General features: G+C 60.4%; 16 protein-coding genes and 1 tRNA gene. 13 read left to right on the forward strand and 4 right to left on the reverse strand.

Features of this window, described 5'->3' with window-relative positions; translation table 11 throughout:
* Positions 1–9 precede the first annotated feature (9 nt).
* Entirely contained in the window at positions 10–1938 is a 1929-nt protein-coding gene (locus AC07PE_RS19930) for an ATP-binding cassette domain-containing protein (protein WP_498767649.1), read from the reverse strand.
* A 144-nt stretch (positions 1939–2082) separates the two neighbouring features.
* On the opposite strand from AC07PE_RS19930, the gene AC07PE_RS19935 reads away from it, so the two are divergent.
* A tRNA-Arg gene (locus AC07PE_RS19935) sits at positions 2083–2157 on the forward strand.
* A 28-nt stretch (positions 2158–2185) separates the two neighbouring features.
* On the opposite strand, the gene AC07PE_RS19940 is transcribed toward AC07PE_RS19935, so the two are convergent.
* Both AC07PE_RS19940 and AC07PE_RS19945 read right to left on the reverse strand, forming a co-directional pair.
* A complete protein-coding gene (locus AC07PE_RS19940) occupies positions 2186–2401 on the reverse strand; it encodes a hypothetical protein (RefSeq protein WP_498767651.1) in 216 nt (71 codons plus the stop codon).
* 9 nt (positions 2402–2410) lie between these two features.
* Positions 2411–3118: a LuxR C-terminal-related transcriptional regulator gene (locus AC07PE_RS19945; RefSeq protein ID WP_498767653.1), complete on the reverse strand. Its 708-nt coding sequence runs from the start codon at positions 3116–3118 to the stop codon at positions 2411–2413.
* A 589-nt stretch (positions 3119–3707) separates the two neighbouring features.
* Here AC07PE_RS19945 and gmd point away from each other — a divergent pair.
* The 12 genes from gmd (at position 3708) to AC07PE_RS20005 (ending at position 20625) form a co-directional block, all read left to right on the forward strand.
* Complete coding sequence (gene gmd / locus AC07PE_RS19950; protein ID WP_498767655.1) at positions 3708–4829, forward strand: GDP-mannose 4,6-dehydratase; 1122 nt, start codon at positions 3708–3710, stop codon at positions 4827–4829.
* The gene (gene fcl / locus AC07PE_RS19955; RefSeq protein ID WP_498767657.1) at positions 4826–5848 is read left to right on the forward strand and encodes a GDP-L-fucose synthase; all 1023 of its coding nucleotides are present in this window, start codon (positions 4826–4828) and stop codon (positions 5846–5848) included. The genes gmd and fcl overlap by 4 nt, the downstream gene beginning before the upstream one ends.
* On the forward strand, positions 5808–8090 hold the full coding sequence (locus AC07PE_RS19960) for a GNVR domain-containing protein (RefSeq protein ID WP_498767659.1): 2283 nt from the start codon (positions 5808–5810) through the stop codon (positions 8088–8090). The genes fcl and AC07PE_RS19960 overlap by 41 nt, the downstream gene beginning before the upstream one ends.
* Before the next feature lie 9 nt (positions 8091–8099).
* Positions 8100–9566 (forward strand): lipopolysaccharide biosynthesis protein, encoded by a 1467-nt coding sequence (locus tag AC07PE_RS19965; RefSeq protein WP_498767661.1) that lies wholly within the window; start codon positions 8100–8102, stop codon positions 9564–9566.
* A 10-nt stretch (positions 9567–9576) separates the two neighbouring features.
* On the forward strand, positions 9577–10809 hold the full coding sequence (locus AC07PE_RS19970) for a glycosyltransferase (protein ID WP_498767663.1): 1233 nt from the start codon (positions 9577–9579) through the stop codon (positions 10807–10809).
* Between the two features lie 17 nt (positions 10810–10826).
* Positions 10827–12092 (forward strand): glycosyltransferase, encoded by a 1266-nt coding sequence (locus AC07PE_RS19975; protein ID WP_498767665.1) that lies wholly within the window; start codon positions 10827–10829, stop codon positions 12090–12092.
* A gap of 3 nt (positions 12093–12095) precedes the next feature.
* Positions 12096–13460, forward strand: a complete 1365-nt coding sequence (locus AC07PE_RS19980; RefSeq protein WP_498767667.1) for an O-antigen ligase family protein — start codon at positions 12096–12098, stop codon at positions 13458–13460.
* Positions 13461–13471: 11 nt separating this feature from the next.
* On the forward strand, positions 13472–14383 hold the full coding sequence (locus tag AC07PE_RS19985) for a glycosyltransferase family 2 protein (protein WP_498767669.1): 912 nt from the start codon (positions 13472–13474) through the stop codon (positions 14381–14383).
* Between the two features lie 4 nt (positions 14384–14387).
* Positions 14388–15503 (forward strand): glycosyltransferase family 4 protein, encoded by a 1116-nt coding sequence (locus tag AC07PE_RS19990; RefSeq protein ID WP_498767671.1) that lies wholly within the window; start codon positions 14388–14390, stop codon positions 15501–15503.
* A 41-nt stretch (positions 15504–15544) separates the two neighbouring features.
* Positions 15545–16279 (forward strand): polysaccharide deacetylase family protein, encoded by a 735-nt coding sequence (locus tag AC07PE_RS19995; protein ID WP_498767672.1) that lies wholly within the window; start codon positions 15545–15547, stop codon positions 16277–16279.
* 538 nt (positions 16280–16817) lie between these two features.
* Complete coding sequence (locus tag AC07PE_RS20000) at positions 16818–18932, forward strand: right-handed parallel beta-helix repeat-containing protein (RefSeq protein WP_498767674.1); 2115 nt, start codon at positions 16818–16820, stop codon at positions 18930–18932.
* 79 nt (positions 18933–19011) lie between these two features.
* Entirely contained in the window at positions 19012–20625 is a 1614-nt protein-coding gene (locus tag AC07PE_RS20005; protein ID WP_498767676.1) for a right-handed parallel beta-helix repeat-containing protein, read from the forward strand.
* Here the strand turns inward: AC07PE_RS20005 and AC07PE_RS20010 are convergent.
* Positions 20613–21629 carry an O-fucosyltransferase family protein gene (locus AC07PE_RS20010; protein ID WP_498767678.1) on the reverse strand — a complete coding sequence of 339 codons (1017 nt, stop codon included), beginning with the start codon at positions 21627–21629 and terminating at the stop codon, positions 20613–20615. The genes AC07PE_RS20005 and AC07PE_RS20010 overlap by 13 nt on opposite strands.
* Positions 21630–21702: the final 73 nt, after the last annotated feature.

Below are 21702 nucleotides of genomic sequence, written 5' to 3' on the forward strand. Positions count from 1 at the left end.
CGAGCCATGCTACTCCCCCTTGGCGCGCGCCTCGAGGCGCTCCCAGCGATCCAGGGTATCAAGCAGCAAGTCCTCGATCTCCGCAAAACGTGCGTTCATTCTGCGCGCATCGGCGGGATTGGTCTTGTAAAAGTCTGGCGAATTCAGCTGGGCCGTGATCGCCGACTGCTCGTCTTCAAGGCTGGCGATGAGCTGCGGGAGTTCCTCCAGCTCTCGCTGTTCCTTGTAGCTCAACTTTACCTTCTTGCTGGATGCGTTCTGTGCGCTGGATGACATTTCATTCGTTTTAGCCGAACTCGTCTTTACAGCAGCGGCCGGTGCAGCCGCCGCCGCCCGGGCAGCCTCGGATTTCACGCGCTCCCAATCGCTGTAGCCGCCGACGTATTCGCGCCACATCCCCTGCCCTTCGGAAACGATCACCTCGGTGACGACATTGTCCAGGAAGGTCCGGTCGTGGCTGACGAGGAAGACCGTGCCGCTGTACTCGGCCAGCAGTTCTTCCAGCAACTCGAGCGTGTCGATGTCGAGATCGTTGGTCGGCTCGTCCAGCACCAGGCAGTTGGCCGGCTTGGCGAACAGGCGCGCCAGCAGCAGGCGGTTGCGCTCGCCGCCGGACAGCGATTTCACCGGCGAACGCGCGCGCTCCGGTGCGAACAGGAAGTCGCCCAGGTAGCTCATCACGTGCTTGCGCTGGCCGTTGACCTCGACCCAGTCGCTGCCCGGGGAGATGGTGTCCGCCAGGCTCGCTTCCTCATTCAGCTGGGCCCGCATCTGGTCGAAGTAGGCCACGTTCAGCTTGGTGCCCAGCTTGACCATGCCGCTGTCCGCCGTTTCCTCGCCAAGGATGATCTTCAGCAAGGTCGTCTTGCCGGCGCCGTTCGGGCCGATCAGGCCGACCTTGTCGCCGCGCAGCACGATGCCGGTGAAGTCTTCGATGATGACTTTGTCGCCGTAGCGCTTGGAGACGTTTTCCAGTTCCGCCACGATCTTTCCGGAGCGCTCGCCGCTGCCGACATCGAGCTTCACCTGGCCCTGCTGGTCGCGGCGCGCAGCGCGCTCCAGGCGCAGCGCTTCCAGGCGGCGCACGCGGCCTTCGTCGCGGGTACGGCGTGCCTGCACGCCCTTGCGGATCCACACTTCTTCCTGGGCCAGCACCTTGTCGAACTTGGCGTTCTCGATCTCCTCGATCGCCAGCAGCTCCTTCTTGCGCTCCTGGTAAGTGCTGAAGTTGCCGGGGAAGGACAGCAGGCGGCCGCGGTCGAGCTCGATGATGCGGGTGGCGACGTTGTCGAGGAAGCGGCGGTCGTGGGTAATGAACAGCACCGAGCCGCGGTATTCGCGCAGCAGGCCTTCCAGCCACTGGATCGAAGTGAAGTCGAGGTGGTTGGTCGGCTCGTCCAGCAGCAGCACGTCGGGCGCGGACACCAGCGCCACGGCCAGCGCGACGCGCTTCTGCATCCCGCCCGACAGCGTGCCCATCTGCGCCTCGCCGTTCAGGCCCAGGCGGTCCAGCGTGGTCTCGACCTTGTTGCCGATGTTCCAGGCGTCGGTCGCATCGAGCTTGACCTGCAGCTCGTGCATGCGCTCCATCACCGCATCGTCATTGCCCTGCCCGAACTGGCCGGTCAGCGATTCGTACTCGGCCAGCATGGACTTCTGCTCGCCCATGCCGCCGGCGACGGCGTCGAACACGGTCATGGCAGGATCGAAGCTGGGCTCCTGTTCGACGTAGGCGATCTTGAGGCCCTGCTGCATGACCAGCAGGCCATCGTCGAGTTTGGAACGGCCGGAAATGATTTTCAGCAGCGATGACTTGCCGGTGCCGTTGCGGCCGATGAGACCGACGCGCTCGCCGGCCTCGATGGAGAAGTCGGCATGGTCGAGCAGCGCGACGTGGCCGAAAGCCAGTTGCGCGGAGGATAGGGAGATGACAGCCATGATCGTGTGCGGCAATGAAAGAAAGGCGCATTGTACCGACTACGGGGCCCACACTTCCAATAAACCCCCAATCCTCGGCTATAATTGCGGGCGGTTCACGATCCCGGCCTGTTTTGCAGGGTCCGCTCGCCGAATCGCAGAGTCCTCCCCGTAGTACAATGGATAGTACACATGCCTCCTAAGCGTGGGATACAGGTTCGATTCCTGTCGGGGGGACCACTTCCTCACTGCTTTGCGCTTGCAAAGCCTAGTCGCCCATGTCGGGCTGCTCCATCATTTTCCTGATGGCTGCCTTCATCACTGCCGCCGAGTGGTCGCGCTGCTTGCCCGGCTTGTGCTTGGCGATGAACACCAGCAGAAGCAAGGATTGAGTCAAAATATATCGTTCACGGATTAATTTCGGGTCCGGATATATTCCTGTGACGATGTCGTCGATCAGTTCGTGTTCCGGACTGGGTTTCATGATGGTCCTTCATGGACATCCAGCTTTTCCATCTGGCATCTGAACTGTCTTGACTCTTGCTTTGCTGTGCAATTTTTTGTTCCGTTTGGCATGGTCGACAAACAGGTCAAATAAGTCGTTTTTCATCGCGTACAGCACCAAGTCCGAATCCGAGTTCAGCGACAGCTTTTCGAGAATATTCGACTTGTGCGAACTAACGGTTTTCACGCTGATGTTCAGCTCAGCGCCAATTGTCGACATCCGTCTTCCGATTGCGATACGTTTCAGTATCTCAAGTTCGCGCTCGGTTAGCCTGGTTAGAGAATTGACACCACTGAAGGACTTAGCATTGGCCGCAATAAGTAGCGCCATCTCCTGCGATACATAGAGCTCGTCAGCAGCAACGACCCGAACTGCCTGCAATATGTGATCCTGCGGGCAAGTTCTGGATAGAATTCCCCTTGCGCCAATCTGCAAAGCAGCTTGCACATCCGCAATATCTTTGCCTAAGGTAATGGCAATAAGGCGCCTGCTTTTCCATTCCGACGCCAAGCTGAAAGTTTCCGCTTGATTACGGCATATCAAGGGCGACACGATGACTGTCACGCAGTTTTTCACCAGTGCGTGCGCTGCAAGCGCGTCTTCCATGTACGAAACTTCACCTGCAACCCGCAGCTCCTTATGCGGCGAAAAGATGGATTTCAGGCCTTCTCGAAGTAAGAAAAAACTACTTGCCACGATTAAATTTATCATTTTTCTGTGCAGCCTTTCCCGTTTTTTCTTTAAATTACTCTAGTGTTCTACAGCGCACTCGCGCTTTCGGCTTGCTCATCCTGTTAGCAAGCCGCTCAATATTTGTACAAACAAATATTAAATTTACAACATCTGAGTCATTTAGAGAGGTCGAGCTTATAGCGGACTGAACTGATAATTTACGCCATCTGCCGATGTATTTACGAAAAAATTTATCACTGTTGTTTAAAGACTCTATTCGACTATTACGCATTTCCTATAAATATTGAACAGGTCGAAAAAGAGTTCAACAGCTCAACATTTTTTCTAAATCATTTCCTTACAATATTGAACAGCGGCCGCACTGAATCCTGCTTAACGACGCCTGCGCGATACATCGTATTTAAAAAATCGTCAAACTGGATTCATGAGTTAACTCCTGATCTAGATCAAACGAATTTTGAGTTTTCGCTTTAACTTAAACCGATCGATTCTAGCGGACATTATCCCTGCGGAAATAAGAAGCGATAGGAATCGATAACTCATCCATTCGTCCAGGCCGTGTCGTTTGCCGGATTTTATCTGCGGGAAAAAAATGAAAAAAGCGTTGATTACTGGAATAACGGGACAGGATGGTTCTTACCTTGCCGAGTTATTGCTGCGAAAAGGGTATGAAGTCCATGGGATACAACGTCGATCCTCGTGTTCAAACACGAGCCGGCTTGATCACCTGTGCAGGGAATATCGCGATGGCGCCCAGTCCTTCCGCCTGCACTACGGAGACCTCAGCGATGGGCCCAACCTTACCCGCATCATCGGTGAGGTCGAACCGGACGAACTCTACAATCTGGGTGCGATGAGCCACGTCGCAGTGTCGTTCGATTGTCCGGAGTACACCGCGGATGTCGACGGCATCGGCACCTTGCGCTTGCTGGAAGGCATACGTGTGTTGGGACTCGCAAAGAAAACCCGCTTCTACCAGGCCTCCACGTCCGAACTCTACGGCCTGGTGCAGGAAAGCCCGCAGCGCGAGACCACACCCTTCTATCCGCGCAGTCCCTACGCGGTCGCCAAGCTGTATGCCTACTGGATCACGGTCAATTACCGCGAAGCCTATGGCATGTATGCCTGCAACGGCATCCTGTTCAACCACGAATCCCCGCGTCGCGGCGAGACTTTCGTCACCCGCAAGATTACGCAGGCGCTGGCGAATATCGCCCAGGGTATGGAATCGATCTGCCACCTTGGCAACCTGGACGCTCTACGCGACTGGGGCCACGCCCGCGACTACGTCGAGATGCAGTGGCTGATGCTGCAGCAGGAAACGCCGCAGGACTTCGTGATCGCTACCGGCCGGCAGTATTCGGTACGGCAGTTCGTGGAAATCGCCGCTGCGGAGCTCGGAATGACGATTGCCTGGAGCGGCGAAGGCGTCGATGAACAGGGCGTGGTTAGCGCCATCCATGGCGACAAATGCGACGGTGTCTGCGTTGGACAGACCATCGTTTCCGTCGATCCGAGGTATTTTCGGCCGACCGAGGTCGAAACGCTGCTCGGCGATCCCGGCAAGGCGCATGAGGCACTGGGATGGCGGCCACGCACGGACGTCGAAGCCATGGCCCGTGAGATGGTCGGTCATGACTTGCAGAATGCGCGGCGCAAGCGCCTGCTCATATCGCGTGGACTCGATGAAGAACTTGGTGGGAGCAAGCCATGAATGCCGTTCACGACCGCATTTTCGTCGCCGGGCATGGCGGCCTGGTGGGCTCGGCCATCAAACGGGTGCTGCAGACCAGGGGATACCGGAACATCATTACGCGCAGTCATGCTCAGCTCGACCTGACCGACCAGGCGCAGGTGCGTGCCTTCTTCCAGACCGAAGCGGTCGATCAGGTCTATCTGGCGGCGGCGAAGGTGGGCGGCATCCATGCGAACAATACTTACCCTGCCCAGTTCATTTACGAAAACATCATGGTCCAGGCGAACGTCGTGCATGAAGCATGGCGTGCCGGCGTCAGGAAACTCCTGTTTCTGGGCTCGTCGTGCATCTATCCAAGGATGGCCGAGCAGCCCATCCGGGAACATTATCTGATGAGCGGCTCGCTGGAACCGACCAACGAGCCTTATGCCATGGCCAAGATTGCCGGCATCAAGCTGTGCGAAAGCTACAACCGCCAGTACGGGACGGATTTTCGCAGTGTCATGCCGACCAATCTGTATGGCCCTGGCGACAATTTCCATCCGCACGACAGCCACGTGATTCCCGGGCTGCTTCGGCGCTTCCATGAGGCCAAGCTGGCGCGTGCCAGGGAAGTCGTCATCTGGGGTACGGGCAAACCGATGCGCGAGTTCCTCTACGTCGACGACATGGCCGCGGCCAGCGTGCACGTCATGCAACTCGAGCATGAGACCTACTGCCGGCATACCGATCCCATGCAGTCGCATATCAATGTGGGCAGCGGCGAAGACATCACCATCGAGAATCTGGCCCGACTGGTGGGTGACACCGTGGGTTACCGCGGCGAGATCGTCTTCGACAGCACCAAGCCCGACGGTACGCCGCGAAAGCTGCTCGATGTATCTAAACTGAAGTCGCTGGGATGGGTCGCTTCGACACCGCTGGACCGCGGCCTGCGACTGGCTTACCAGGCTTTCCTGCATTCCCAGTATTCCGACGATCGATATGGTGACCGACATGACGTCCAACGACAGCACTCTTCACGCCAGATTGCGTAGCAATGCCAGGATGGGTGAGCACGCAGCCGGAGCGGGGGCTGAGCTGGCCATCGACGGTTCAAATGATGAACTGAAGACCTATTTTAGGGTACTGTTCGACAGTCGCTGGCTGATCATCTCGGTCGCCTTGGTGCTGGGCCTGGCGGGAACGCTGTATGCGGCCAGCCGCAGCCCGATCTATGAAGCCAATCTCGTTGTCCGCGTCGAGGAGCCGAGTCCGAACGCCACCAAGAACGTCCTGAGCGATGTCGCGTCCCTGTTCGAGACAAAGAAGACGACCATGGGAGAAATTGAGGTGTTGCGGTCGCGTAAGGTCATCCTTCCAAGCGTACGCAAGCTGCACCTGGACATCATCGCCGAACCCAAACGCTTCCCGCTACCGGGGCTGGTGAGCATGATGGCGCGAGACGGCTTTCCGGAACCTGGACTGTTCGGCCGCGGCGGCTATACCTGGGGCGACGAACGGATCGACGTGCAAACCTTTACGGTTCCCCCTGCCCTGCTCAACCACCGGTTCGTGGTCACGGCCCTGGGCGGTGGGCAGTTCCGTGTCGACGACGGCCTCTCCGGCGCATGGACCGGGACGGTAGGCCGTACGATGGCAGTAGCCACCGCGCTCGGCGCCGTCGATATCGCTATCAGCCGCCTGGACGGCAGGCCTGGTGCACAATTCTTCCTTGTGCGGGTGCCGGAACAGACGGTCGTCAACGCCATCCAGAAAGCGCTGGGCGTCAACGAGATGGGCAAGCAGTCCGGCATCATCGAGGTGACGCTTCAAGGAGACGACCCGGTCCAGGTCAGCGCAACCTTGAACCAGATCGCGCAAGAATACACGCGCCAGAATCTTGCGCATGACACCGAGCAGGCACAGAAATCGCTCGCCATTCTCGAACAGCGGCTGCCGCTGCTGAAAAGCGAGCTGCAAGCTTCCGAAGCCGCCTACAACGCCTTCCGCCACCGGAACGGGACCGTCAATCTTGGCGAGGAAGCCAAGGTCAAGCTGCAACAATCGGCCGCGGCCGCCGCTAAACGCTTCGAATTGCTGCAAAAGCGTGGCGAGCTGCAGACCCACCTCAGCGACCAGCACCCCGCGATGCTCGCCTTGAATGAGCAGTTGTCGGCGGTCGAACGGGAACTCGACAGCAGCGGCGGCGCCATCCGCTCGCTGCCCGGGCTGGAGCAACAGGAACTGAATCTGACCCGCGATATCAAGGTCAATACCGACCTCTACGCCCAATTGTCCAACACCGCACAGCAGCTGCGCATTCTGGCCGCCAGTAAGCTGAGCAATGTCCAGCTTATCGATGCCGCTGCGGTTCCGGACCTACCGGTCAAACCGAATCGCCCGATGATCGTCGGCATTGCGGGCCTGCTCGGACTCCTCCTTGGCACGGCGGCTGCATTCGTGCGCCGGGCATGGAAAGATGGCGTTGACAGTGCGCAACGCATCGAAACTTCGCTGCACGCCAAGGTGGTTCTGGCAGACATCCCGCACAGCAGCCAGCAGAAACGCCTGAGCCGCCAGGCTGGCGCACGCACTGACGCGTTGCCACTGCTGGCCAGCGTTGCGCCGGGGGATCCGGCCATTGAAGCCTTGCGCAGCTTCCGTGCCGCGCTGCAATTCGCCATGCCCCATCTGCGAAACAACATCGTGATGATCACCGGACCGACTGCCCATCTGGGAAAATCCTTTGTCGCCGCGAACGCCGCTGCCATCGTCGCCGCCAGCGGCAAAAAGGTCTTGTTGGTCGACATGGATCTGCGCAACGGACACCTGCATCGCTATTTCGGGGAAAGCCACAACGAGGGACTGTACGAGGCAATCGCTGCCACCGACGAGCCTGGACGAGGCATACGCCGGCAGGTACTCGAGAACCTCGATTTCATCCCGACCGGTTCCGGCGCCGCCGGGCGTCACGAATTCCTCATGCAGCGCGATCTCGACGTCTGGCTCAGGTCCGTCAGCGTTCACTATGACCTGGTGCTGATCGATGCGCCGCCCGTACTCGCCGTGGCCGATCCCGCCATCATCGGCGCCCATGCAGGCGCAGTGTTCCTGGTGGCGCGCGCGGGCGTGACCACCGAAGAGGAAATCGCGGCCTCAGTGAGCCGCTTGAACCAGGCCGGCATTTCGCCGGAAGGCGTCATCTTCAACGACAGCAAGCTCCGGCGCCATATCCCCGACTACTCCTATAGTGTCGCACCGGCACGGATAGCCTGGACCGGCCGGACGTCCGGATAAGGACGCCCCATGGCCATCTCCGCTTGGCACGCGCTACGCTGGAATTACCTCGGCAACCTGACCCGGGGCCTGGCGCAATTCCTTGTCGGCGTGCTCCTTGCGCGCCTATTGGGTCCGGAGCCTTTCGGCATCGTCGCGCTGGCATGGATGATCGTCGGCTTGGGCAGGCTGGTCGCCGACCTCGGCTTCGGGGCCACGCTGGTGCAGAGGGCGACCCTGTCGGAGCGCGAGCTGCGTTTCATCTTCACCCTCCAGATGTCATTCGCGGTGTTGTTGACGGTACTCGGCTGGATCTCGTCCGGCGCCATTGCCGCCTACTTCGGCAAGCCGGCAGCCGCGCAGGTACTGCGCGCGCTGTTCTGCCTCTTCATCATCGACTGCCCGGGCCAGACGGCGGCCGCCATGTTGCGCCGGTCGCTCGACTTCAAGAAAGTGCAGCAAGTCGGCATTGCCAGCTACCTGAGCGGCTATCTGCTTGTCGGCATTCCTGGCGCATGGCTGGGCTTCGGGGTATGGAGCCTGGTTGCGGCGCAGCTGACACAGTCTCTGCTGAGCACCTTCCTCCTGCTGCGCGACGCGCCTGTGCCGATGAGGCCATGCCTGCGTTGCGAGACACCGGACATCGCCAGATTCGGCATGCAGGTTACTGCCGCCAATCTGAGCAGCTGGGCAATCAGCAACCTGGACACGGCTTTCGTCGGGCGGGCTTTCGGCATTGCTGAACTCGGCCTGTATAGCCGGGCCTTGAGCCTGCTGAACATGCCGATGAGCATCATCGCAACCGGCTTCCAAGGCGTTCTGTTCGCTGCCTGTTCGCGTCATCAGGACGATCTTCCGCGGGTACGCCGCATCTATCTGGAGACCAGCGCCGCCGTCGCACTGGTATGCGTACCGCTGTTCGCTACGGCGGCGGTAATTCCACGGACCTTGATACTGGGCGTATACGGGGGAGCATGGGAGGCCGCGATTCCGCTCGTGACGCCGCTCGCGCTGGCGGTCCTGGTCAATGCTCTGCTCGCCATCCAAGGTCCGATCCTGATGGCCGGCAACCGGGTCGGCGCGGAACTGCGCAATCAGGCCTGCACGGCGCTGCTCTTCGTTCCCGCGCTGTGGTTCGCTTCGCACTACACGCTGGTCTTCACTGCCTGGACGGTACTCGCCACCTACATCCTGCGCTGGATGCTGTTAACAAGGTCGACCTTGCGGCTGACCGGCGCCAGCTTACAGGATTACCTGCGCACCCTTTGCTTTCCGGCACTGTTTGGCCTCGCAGTGGCGGTGGTCGCGGCGCTGACCGACTATGCCCTTGGGCCTCTCCCTGTGTTGCCGAGACTGCTGGGGGTGGCCGGCATGGCGGCACTCGCATCGCTGGCGCTTGCCCAGCACTTCGGCGCCGGCTTCCTGACAAACAGCATGAGCAGCCTGGTGAACGTCGAACGGCTGGCTTTGCCGATCAAAAAGTTTCTGAATATCTGAGGAGACAGCCTTGAAACATGCTCTTTTTATCGTCAGCCTGTTGGACGGCAAAGGTCCGACCGGCGTCGAGAAGCATTTCAACGACATGCTGCACCAGGCCCGATGCCATGAGATCGACGCCGAACTTGTAGCGCCCTATCCCCGGCGCGGGATCGCAAGGAAAGGCGCGGCCATGGCGGCGCGGATGATAGCCACAATCGACCGCGAACGCGCCGCGATCTTCGACGCCTGGGTCGAAGCCAAGACACTCGAACGCAAGCTTGCCGGCGTCCTGCCCCGCTACACAGCACTGGGCCGTACGATCACGCTGTGTGCTCAGGATCCGCTAAGTGCCCTGGCTGCCTTGCAGTTCAAAGCCACGCACGACTGCCGGGTCGTCATCGTCATCCATTACAACGTGTCGGTGGCCGAGGAGATGTTCCAGAAAGGCGAGACGACGGTGCATGGACCGCTCTGGAACTTCGCTTTCCGCACGGAGCGCCAGGCCCTCGCCGGGGTCGACCAGATCATCTTCGTGTCCGAATTCATGCGCAAGCTGACCTTGCGGAGGATGCCCGAACTGGAAAGTGTCTCGCACACCGTCATTCCAAATTTCATCGCCGATTCACCCGCATCCGATCCCGTGACCAGCTTCGACGCCGACCTCATTTCCATCGGCACGCTCGAGCCGCGGAAAAACCACGCCTTCCTGCTGCGCGTCCTGGCAAGGGCCGCGCAGCTCGGGCACCGCTACACTCTCACTCTGGTCGGCAACGGCCCGGAGGCCGACAGGCTGCAGCAGCAGGCTGCTGAACTCGGCATCAAAGAGCAAGTGAGCTTCGCGGGCTTTTGCAGGAACGCCGGCAACATGATCGTGCGCCATCGGGTGCTGGCGCACGCGGCACGCATCGAAAACATGCCGATCACGCTCATCGAGGCGCTGGCTGCCGGCCGCCCGATCCTGGCACCTGCCGTCGGCGGCATTACCGAGATCTTCGACCACGGCGTGGAGGGCTACCACTGGCCCCTGCAGGACGTCGACACCGCCGCCGCGCTGCTGATCGAGCTGTTGGGCAGGCCGGACATCTATGACCGCTTTTCACAGGCGGCGCTGGTGCGCTACCGGAGCAAGTTCGATGGCGACCTGCTGGTATCGCACTGGCTGACCACGATCCTCAATTCGCACGGCTCGAATCACACTGGCTGGCAAAAAACATGGCGTCCCATGCCTGCCCTGGATCGCGGCCCGGTGGCACAAACATGAACGGCCGGGGAAATCCCATGACGAGTATCGAAATCCTCAGCAATTCGGACAGCGTAGGCGGCGCCAGCCGTGCGGCCTACCGGCTTTACCGCGCCTTGCGCTCGTGTTCCACGGACACGCGCATGACGGTCGCGGACAAGCAGACCGACGACTGGGGAGTAAGCGGCCCTGCCAATGTATTCGAAAAAGCGAAGCGCTATCTACGGCCCAGGATCGCCGGCCGGCTCGCGGCGCTGCAGCGGAGCGGCAATCCCGGCATCCACTCGCTGAACCTGCTTCCCTCGAACATGGCGGCACGCATCAATGGCAGCGACGTCGACCTGGTCAACATGCATTGGGTCGGCGGCGAGTCCTTGTCCATCGAGGACATGGGCAAGATCCGCAAACCGCTGGTGTGGACCTTCCACGACATGTGGGCCTTGTGCGGCGCCGAGCATATCAGCGACGATGGACCCGATGCACGCTGGCGCACCGGCTATTTTCCGCACAACCGTCCGCCCGGCGCATGGGGCCTGGATCTCGACCGGTACACCTGGAACCGCAAGCGCAGCGCATGGAAGAAACCGGTACAGGTGGTAGCGCCCAGCAACTGGCTCGCCAATTGCGTCAAGCAGAGTTTCCTGATGAAGGACTGGCCGGTAGCGGTGATTCCCAACGTGCTGCAAACGGATGTATTCAAGCCGCTCGACCGCGTCCATAGCCGCCATGCGCTGAACCTTCCTGCCGACCAGGACATCGTGCTGTTCGGCGCGCTCGGCGGGACCCGGGACGTGAACAAGGGCTATGATCTTTTACTGGAAGCCTTGAACGTGCTGGCGGCAGGCGGCACACGGCTGTCTTGCGTGGTATTCGGGCAAGGCGAACCGCGGCGCGCCCTGCCGGTGCCGTTTCCAGTGAAATGGATGGGGCATGTCAGCGACGACACGACGCTGGCATTGCTGTACAGCGCGGCGGACGTCATGGTCACGCCTTCGCGGCTGGAAAACCTGCCGCAATCGGCCACCGAAGCGCACGCCTGCGGCTGTCCGGTCGTCGCCTTTCATTGCACCGGCCTGCCAGAAGTTGTCGAGCACCAGGCAACGGGCTATCTTGCGCAAGCTTTCGACGCCGCGGACCTGGCACGCGGGATCGCCTGGGTACTCGGCGCGCCCGAGCTGCGCGCGCGCCTCCGGACGGCAGCACGCGACAGGGCGCAGCAATTGTGGTCGCCGCACGCCGTGGTGCCGGCCTACCTCGAGCTCTATGCCGCGGTCATTGAAGCCAGCCGGCGCAAGGTGACATGAATCATGTCGAATGCAATTTTCACGCCCTTGCTGTGCATGATCGTGTTTGCCCTCCTGGCTGGCACTGCCGGATGGCTCGCGGCCATGCCGGTCCATGCCGCGGCCCTGCTTCTCGCGCTGGTCTTCCTGGACGCCTTGCGCCTGCCGCTGGTCGTCAATTTTGGACTGTCCTTGTATCCTGAAGACCTGTTCTTCCTCATCCTGGCAAGCGCATGCATGATTCGTTTCTGCCTGTTCGCCAGTCCGCGCGCGATCCCCTGGCCATGGTGGGTGCTCGGACTCATTCAGCTGGGGCTCGCCGTGTGGGGTGTGAAATCGTATGGAACCTCAGCCGGGGTCGACGCACGCGGGCACTTCTATCTCTGGATCACCCTTGTTTTCTTTGGCTCCGTCCGCTGGTCCGACCGCATGGTGTCGCGGATCGTCGACCTGTGGATCGGCTGTGCAGCCTGCCTGTGCATGCTCGCCATCTACCGTTGGGCGCACTCCGCCCTCGATCCACGGTATGCCGAGGAAATCATGGCTTACGATACGACCGGTGTGCGCTTCAGGGTCATCAGCTCGGCCTCCACCCTGGTGATCGCAATCGGTAGCCTGGGCCTGCTGTTCCGCATCATGCGTAGCCGCCTGCCGCTGCCGCTATGGCCCTTGCTCCCCGTCCAGCTGGCCACCATCGCAGTCTTGCAACACCGGTCGGTATGGATCAGCATGTTCGTCGGCGTCGCTTGCCTGGTGCTGGCGAAGGCCGGCGGCGGCACGCGGATACGCGCTCTGCCTATTCTGGGCGCGGTGCTGCTCCCGCTGGTTCTCGTGGTTGCGCTTCCCGCGGACAACAGCGTCCTTGCCTCGGTCCGAAGTTCAGCCGACCAGGCCGTCAGCATGAACGAAGGCACCATGGTCGGCCGCGTCGTCTATTGGGACGAATTGATGGCCAAATGGCTTGGCGCCGGTATACCGACTTACCTTGTAGGCCAGGCTTATGGCGGAGGATTCAGCCCGAGCGAGCTCGACGACGGCACGAAGCAGGATATGGTTCCGCACAACCATTTCCTGCACATCTTATTCAGAGGCGGCAGCATCGGGCTGCTGGCCACCCTCTGGGTGTTCGGCAGCGTCTGGCGCGCGGCCTTCGTCCATACCCGCAAAGCCGATCGCTACTGGGCGCATTTTCTGCTAGCCACACTGTCGGCGCTGTACGCCTATTACATTCCGTATTGGGCCAATTACGACAGCGGACTCCTGCTTGGCCTGGCGATCGGCTATCTGCGTAGCCACCGGCAGGCGCAGATGCCGATCGCCTCATCACGCACCGTTCCACGTTTCGCGGCGCCGCGTTTGCCGGCGCCTTTCCGCACCGGCGGTCCATGAAAGGAAAGGCCATGGAACACCCTGTTCTGGACCGCGCCGGCAGCTTCCCCGCGTGCAGGCTTGCGGTTGTCCTCTCCTGCTTCAACCGGAGGCCGAAGACACTCGAGGCCATCGGCTGCGTGCTGGCGCAGACTGTGGCGCGCAACACCGTGCTCGACTTCTTCGTCACCGACGACAACAGCACCGACGGCAGCGCCGAGGCCATTCTCGAGCTGCATCCGGCAACCCGCCTGTTCAAGGGAGACGGCAAGCTGTTCTGGAACGGTGGCATGCGCCTGGCATGGGACCAGGCGCTCAAGGGCGACTACGATTTCTACCTGTGGCTGAACGACGATACCTTCATGTTCCCGCATGCCCTGCAGCAGCTGCTCGACACGCATGCACGCTGCCTCGGCCGCCACGGGCGAGCCGGCATCGTGATCGGTTCGACATGCGACGATCAGTGGCGGACCAGCTATGGCGGGGAACGCCAGCGCAGCCGTTTGCGCCCGTTGAGCCTCATGATCATTCCGGTGAACGGGGAAATCCAGTCCTGCGATACCTTCAACGGCAACTGCGTCCTGGTGTCCCGGCATGCCGCGGCGATCCTCGGCAATCTCGACGGGCGATTCGTTCATGCCATCGGCGACACCGATTACGGTTTGCGTGCGAAGCAGGCAGGCATACCGATGTGGGTCATGCCGCATTTCGCCGGACGTTGTGTCAATGACCACACGGTAGCCGGCAGCTTTTCCGATCCCGCCCAGCCGCTGCGGCTCAGGCTGAGGCAGGCGCTCGGCCCCAAGGGACTGCCCTGGAAACCCTGGCTGGTGCTGTGCCGGCGCCACGCCGGGCCTTTGTGGCCGGCCTACTGGCTTTGGCCCTACCTGAAAATCCTCGCCACCTCGGTCAGGGCCAGCAGGGCAGTCATGAAAGGACGATAAGCTGATGAATATCGTGCTCGTGACCAATGGCCCGGTGCCCTACCGTATCCCCGCACTGAACGAACTGGCGGCCATGCCAGACGTCAGCCTGCATGTCGTCTTCTGCTGCGGACGCGAGCCCAACCGGGAATGGAATTTACCGGCCATCGAATTCCGCTGTACTTATCTGCGCGAACGCGTCGTCAAGTTCAGGGACCGGTTCATCCATAACAACCCGGACGTCATCGCAGCCTTGCGCCAGCTGCAGCCGGACATTGTCATCACCTCGGGGTTCAATCCTACCCACTTGTATGCGTTCCTATACGCATGGCTGAAGCGCATTCCGCATGTCGCCATGACGGACGGCACGCTCGATTCGGAAAGAACCCTGTCGCTGGTGCACCGCAGGATCAGGCATCTGGTCTATGCCCGCTCGAGCGCATTTGTCTGGGCCAGCAGCGGCGGACAAAAGCTGTACGCGAGTTATGGTATCGCCGCAAACCGCTGCTTCAGAGCCTGTCTCTCCGTGGAGAACGCCAGGTTTTCGGACACCGAGCCATTCCGGCACGGCAGCTTCGATTTCATATTTTGCGGCAGGCTCGAGCGGATTAAAAATCCCTGCTTCGCCCTGGACGTGGCGGTTGACGTAGCCAGCAAGCTCGGCCGCAAGACCCGCATTCTGTTCGTCGGCTCGGGCAAGGAAGAACAGGCAGTCAAGCGGCATGCTGCTGCCAACGCAGGCTTGGTCGACGCCGTCTTCCATGGATTTGCAAGCCAGGAAGCTCTGCCGGCCTTGTACCGTTCGGCCCGGGTTTTCCTGTTTCCCACCAGTTGGGATCCATGGGGGGTCGTGACCAACGAAGCCTGTGCTGCAGGATTGCCGGTACTCGTTTCACCGCACGCCGGCGTAGCGGGAGAACTTGTGCTCGACGGCGAGAACGGCTATGTGTGCGATCTCGATGTCGGCTACTGGGCGGATCGAGCGTCCACGCTATTGAGCGATCCCGATTTATATACGGCCTTTTCCAGGCGCAGCCATTCGCTCGTCGGCGAATTTACGTTCAGCAGGGCGTGCCAGGGACTGGCTGACGCGTGCCGCTATGCAGCGACGCAGCGTGCAGGACAGGACAAAGCGATGTGACGGCAGTAAGCTGGGACATGCATTGAGCGGCAGGAGTTGACATGACAGCAGTATTCACTTGCTCGATAGATGACGGCAATCCATTGGATATGAAAATGGCCGAACTCTTGTGCAAGCATGGTCTGAATGGCACGTTTTTTGTTCCGATTTTTAATCGCGAGGGCCCGCCTGTCTTAAGCAAATCACAATTATTGGCACTGGCGTCAGGTTTTGAAATTGGCTCGCACACGCGTGATCATTGCTATTTGAGAAATATGTCCTTGCTGGATGCGAATGATCAAATCATTTCAGGCAAATCCCATTTGGAAGATATTGTCGGAGATGCAATTAAAGGATTTTGTTATCCTGGTGGAAAATTTTTGCAGCCTCACCTCGCTATGGTGGAAGCCGCTGGCTTCATATATGCGAGAACTACGACCAACCTGTGTATCGACCCCGGTACTTGTCCTTTTGAGGTGCCCACCACCATCCAGTTTTACCCGCATTCGAGATCAGTTTATCTTCGCAACTTCCTGCAATCCGGGCGCTGGGACAAACGTGCCCATGGACTCTACCTTGCTCTGCTCACGGAAAACTGGATAGAACGCGTATATGCCTTGTTCAATTACTGTTGTGAGCGTGGCGGTGTATTTCACCTCTGGGCGCACAGCATTGAAATCGATCAGCTCGGCGCATGGCGGCAGCTTGATGACTTTTTCGCTTATGTGGCAAGCCGGGTGCCGCAGGAAAACCGTCTCAGCAACCGTCAATTAGCCGAAAGTTCTCTCTACTCCTGACCGGTACTACCCCGCCCATAACAGGGCACCCTGGTCTGCTTGTGCTTTCCTCCTCCCTCCATCGATCTGCGCGCACCGCAGGCTCGATCGGTCACAGCCCTTCGCTTCAGTTTTCAAACAGTTAATTCCCCGCTATTGATCAGTTCGATCCGCATTGGATCTCATTTTTCGGCAAGATTTTCACGTCTGTTGACCTGAAACAACAGCTTCAGAGAAACTTATATTCGTCTGGAATTACCTTAAGAAATTTAACAGCCTGAAAAATAATTGAACGTTATCGAAATTCCTCCTGTTACAACTTTTTCTTATTGAACACGGGAACTTTTTATAGCGTTCAATGTTTTCCGCACGTATTATTCGCCCATCGGAAACAAAATTGATCCAAACGTGATGTTTCAGAGGAAACTCAACAGCGATCAAGATTTCGATAGAAGTTCGCCGCGCATCGACGCAAACGCATCATGTGCAATCTATCAAATTTTCCATTCAGCATTCTTCTTGCAAGAGTGATTACTGTTAGGGCTAATCAGGATTCAATATGCAACTGAATAAAGATTTTTGCACCAACCAATCGACCACCTTCTCCCGCCTCATCGTCGCCTCGGCACTGGCTACCGGCCTGGCTGCCTGCGGCGCAGGTTCGACCCAGGACAATGCAAGCGCCAGCTCCGCTGCCGGTGCGCCGGCCTATGCCGCAACGATCTCGACGTCGACCTGGACCCAGTGCGCAACCGAAAACGGCACCTGCTCCTTCACCGGTACCCAGCAGGTACGATACGGCGCCAGCACCGGCTACGTCTACAAGACCATGACCGGCCCCGTGCAGTGCACGAACAGCGTGTTCGGCGACCCGGCCCCGGGCGTCGGCAAGACCTGCGCCGTCATGCCGGTCGCTACCACGACCCCGCCAGCCACCACCACCACCACCTGGACCCAATGCGCTACCGAAAACGGCACCTGTTCCGTGCCCGGTACCCGCCAGGTACGCTATGGCACCACTGACAAATGGGCGTACAAGACGGTGACCACGTCCGTCGTCTGCGGCAACTCGGTCTTCGGCGATCCGGCCCCGGGCGTTGGCAAGACCTGCGCCTATTCGAGCGATACCTCGGGCACGACCACGCCCACCACGCCGACGCCGGCGCCGACCCAGCCGTCGACCACCGTGCTGCGCCTGCCGACCAGCATCGCCAACGGCACCACCGTGAGCCTGGAGTGCGGCAAAACCTACCAGGGCACGCTGGAGCTGAACGGCAAGTCGAACGTGACCGTCACCACTGCCGGCACCTGCGGCAAGGCGACCATCTCCCCGGGTAACGCGGTTACCGGCTGGACCAAGTACAGCGGCAACATCTGGAGCGCTCCGATCGCCTTCACTCCGGTCCAGGTCGCGATCAGCGGCGCACCGATGAGCAAGGCGCACTGGCCGAACTCGGGCTGGGCCACCTCGACCTCGGGCATGCCCAGCAGCGATCTGAGCGGCGCCAACATGGTCTACCTGGACAACCAGTCGGTGGCCAAGATGCAGGCGCTGAGCACCAATAGCGTCAGCACCGCCAAGCCCTTCTACGTCGAAGGCAAGCTGTGGATGCTCGATACCGCCGGCGAATGGGCGGTGCAGAACGGTCGCCTGTACATCTGGACCGCCGACGGCCTGAGCCCCGAAGGCCGGGCCTGGGCCTCGCCGAGCGCCAACGGCATCAATGCCGATAACTCGAGCGGCATCACGGTCAACAACATCAAGATCTTTGCTGCCAATAACGGCATCAGCGCCAACACCGCGAAAACCTTGAAAGTGCTCAACACCGACATCGTCAACAGCGAAATGGACGGTATCTGGGCCAGCGGCAGCAATGGCTTGACGGTAGACCAGAGCAGCGTGACCAATTCGCGCCGCAACGGTATCGACGGCTGGTATTCGATCGTCGGCGCCAAGGTGACCAACACGACCGTCAGCAACAGCGGCACGGTGGGCATGACCACGCCGAGCGACGGCGGCATCTTCTTCGGCGACGGTTCGGACAACCTGATCCAGAATGTGCGTGTGACCAACTCGGCCTACCACGGCATCAGCGTGCTGCATAACCGCCGCACCAATCTGCTGGGCAGTGTCGTCGACGGTGCCTGCGTCCGCCTCACCGACTGCGCCGGCATCTATACCGGCGCCCGCGACCAGCTGCCGCTGACGCTCAAGATCGAAGGCAATACCGTCACCAACGTCAAGGGCACCGAAGGCATCGGCATCTACCTGGACGACTTCGCCAACGGCGTGACGGTCAACAAGAACACGATCTCGAACAACACCCGCGGTATGACCTTGCACAACGCCTTCAATAACGTGATCACGAATAACACGTTTGCGTCCAACGCCATCACCCACCTGGTGTTCGGCCAGGACAGCGGCAACATCCGCAACAACCAGGTCACGAACAACACGTTCAAGACCACGGGCAGCGAGCAGACCTACAACATGGAGACAGGCGCCAACCTGAAAACCTTCGGCACCTTCAACTACAACACTTACACCAGCACCAACGTGAACGTGTTCCAGCGCTACTGGGATGGCAAGTCGGCCGGCGTCACCAACGGCTACACCGGCTGGAAATCCTGGTCGGGCCAGGACAAGAACTCGACCATGAACGGCAAGCTGTAAGCGATAAGTTCGTCGCCTGAGTATCGGCCCCGGGGCGCTTTGCGTCCCGGGGCTTTTTCATGTCCGCTACAATCGGCAGGTGACAGCAAACCGATCTACAGCGGCAGCCCTGCTGGCGTTGGCCGCGCTGAATCTCGCGCCGGTTCCGCGCCTGAAGCCCAGACCCGGACCGCAAGCCTTGCTGCGCCTGCCGACCAGCATCGCCAACGGCACCACCGTGAGCCTGGAGTGCGGCAAAACCTACCAGGGCACGCTGGAGCTGAACGGCAAGTCGAACGTGACCGTCACCACCGCCGGCACCTGCGGCAAGGCGACCATCTCCCCGGGTAACGCGGTTACCGGCTGGACCAAGTACAGCGGCAACATCTGGAGCGCTCCGATCGCCTTCACTCCGGTCCAGGTCGCGATCAGCGGCGCACCGATGAGCAAGGCGCACTGGCCGAACTCGGGCTGGGCCACCTCGACCTCGGGCATGCCCAGCAGCGATCTGAGCGGCGCCAACATGGTCTACCTGGACAACCAGTCGGTGGCCAAGATGCAGGCGCTGAGCACCAATAGCGTCAGCACCGCCAAGCCCTTCTACGTCGAAGGCAAGCTGTGGATGCTCGATACCGCCGGCGAATGGGCGGTGCAGAACGGTCGCCTGTACATCTGGACCGCCGACGGCCTGAGTCCCGAGGGCCGGGCCTGGGCCTCGCCGAGCGCCAACGGTATCAATGCCGATAACTCGAGCGGCATCACGGTCAACAACATCAAGATCTTTGCTGCCAATAACGGTATCAGCGCCAACACCGCGAAAACCTTGAAAGTGCTCAACACCGACATCGTCAACAGCGAAATGGACGGTATCTGGGCCAGCGGCAGCAATGGCTTGACGGTCGACCAGAGCAGCGTGACCAATTCGCGCCGCAACGGTATCGACGGCTGGTATTCGATCGTCGGCGCCAAGGTGACCAACACGACCGTCAGCAACAGCGGCACGGTGGGCATGACCACGCCGAGCGACGGCGGCATCTTCTTCGGCGACGGTTCGGACAACCTGATCCAGAATGTGCGTGTGACCAACTCGGCCTACCACGGCATCAGCGTGCTGCATAACCGCCGCACCAATCTGCTGGGCAGTGTCGTCGACGGTGCCTGCGTCCGCCTCACCGACTGCGCCGGCATCTATACCGGCGCCCGCGACCAGCTGCCGCTGACGCTCAAGATCGAAGGCAATACCGTCACCAACGTCAAGGGTACCGAAGGCATCGGCATCTACCTGGACGACTTCGCCAACGGCGTGACGGTCAACAAGAACACGATCTCGAACAACACCCGCGGTATGACCTTGCACAACGCCTTCAATAACGTGATCACGAATAACACGTTTGCGTCCAACGCCATCACCCACCTGGTGTTCGGCCAGGACAGCGGCAACATCCGCAACAATCAAGTCACGAACAACACGTTCAAGACCACCGGCAGCGAGCAGACCTACAACATGGAGACAGGCGCCAACCTGAAAACCTTCGGCACCTTCAACTACAACACTTACACCAGCACCAACGTGAACGTGTTCCAGCGCTACTGGGATGGCAAGTCGGCCGGTGTCACCAACGGCTACACCGGCTGGAAATCCTGGTCGGGCCAGGACAAGAACTCGGTTTTCATCCTGCACCAGCGCGCTGGCGCAGCGCATCATGGCCGCTGACAGCTCAGCGGCGCACTGGACGGTGCCAACGCTTCGCTTACCTCGGGCGGAACGACACCGTACAGGATCAAGTCCCGCTCTTCGGCGCGCTCGTCCAGGCGCGCTAGCAGACTGTCGATAAACGCCGGCGGCACCTCGCCCGACCAGCCGACCGGCGTTCCCCGTCCGCTGCCAGGCCCGCGTCCCTGCTTCGTGCAAGTACGGCAGCGCCGCAGGTTGATGGCGGTAGCCCCCGCCGGCGCCTGCTGGGCCGGCTCGTCACCCCAAAGCGAGCCATACCCGTCATGATCCTGCAGGTTCGCCGCGCACCAGATATACGGTGCCCGCGACAGAAACGCTCCCCACATGCTGTACGAGGACACCGAGCAAACGAGGGCGTCGGCGAAAGCCATCGCCAACAGGTCGCTGCAGGCGGTCTGGCGGAGATGAAAGGTCGTCAAAGGATGAAAGGCATCAATGAACTCCTGGAGTTCTCCCGCTGGCGCGTCCGTGATAAGGAGAAATTCGATGCGGTTGCCGAAATCCCGCTTGAGAGCCGAACATGTTGCGATGTACCAGGCGAGCGGGAGCGCGACATTGAAACGTCCACGGTAGCCATCGACAGCGTCGGCTTGCAGGAAATCGCCGCGCCGAATATGCACCGCCACCAGCGCCCTGCCCGGCCGGACGCGGGTCAGCGTGGCGTGAAGGTTCGCTACGGCCTGGCGTGCTTTCAGAAGCTCCGCAAGAACGAAGATACGCGCCTGCTGGATGGCCTGAAACCCGCCCCACATGCCGCTGGCAAGGAAAACGAAACGGCCGCGCCGGTCGAGCTCTTCGGTTGCCACGAATTGTGCCACCGCGTCACCGTAGGCGAGCTTGCCGGTAGCGCGGTAAGCGGCTTCGTCGAAGTGGACCACCGGCAGGACGCTCTTGATCGCGCGCTGTTGCAGCCAGTCCAGCCGGCTGGTGCCGAAGTCCCGGTAGTATCCACGCTTGTTGAGCCCCCAGGCGGGATGCATCACGCGCGCTCCCAGAGCTTGTCCCGCCAAAAAGGCCTTGGCCCAAGGAAATAGTTCATTGCCTAAGCCAGCGCCA

It is taken from the genome of Telluria sp. GW821-FHT07G12 (assembly GCF_059418525.1).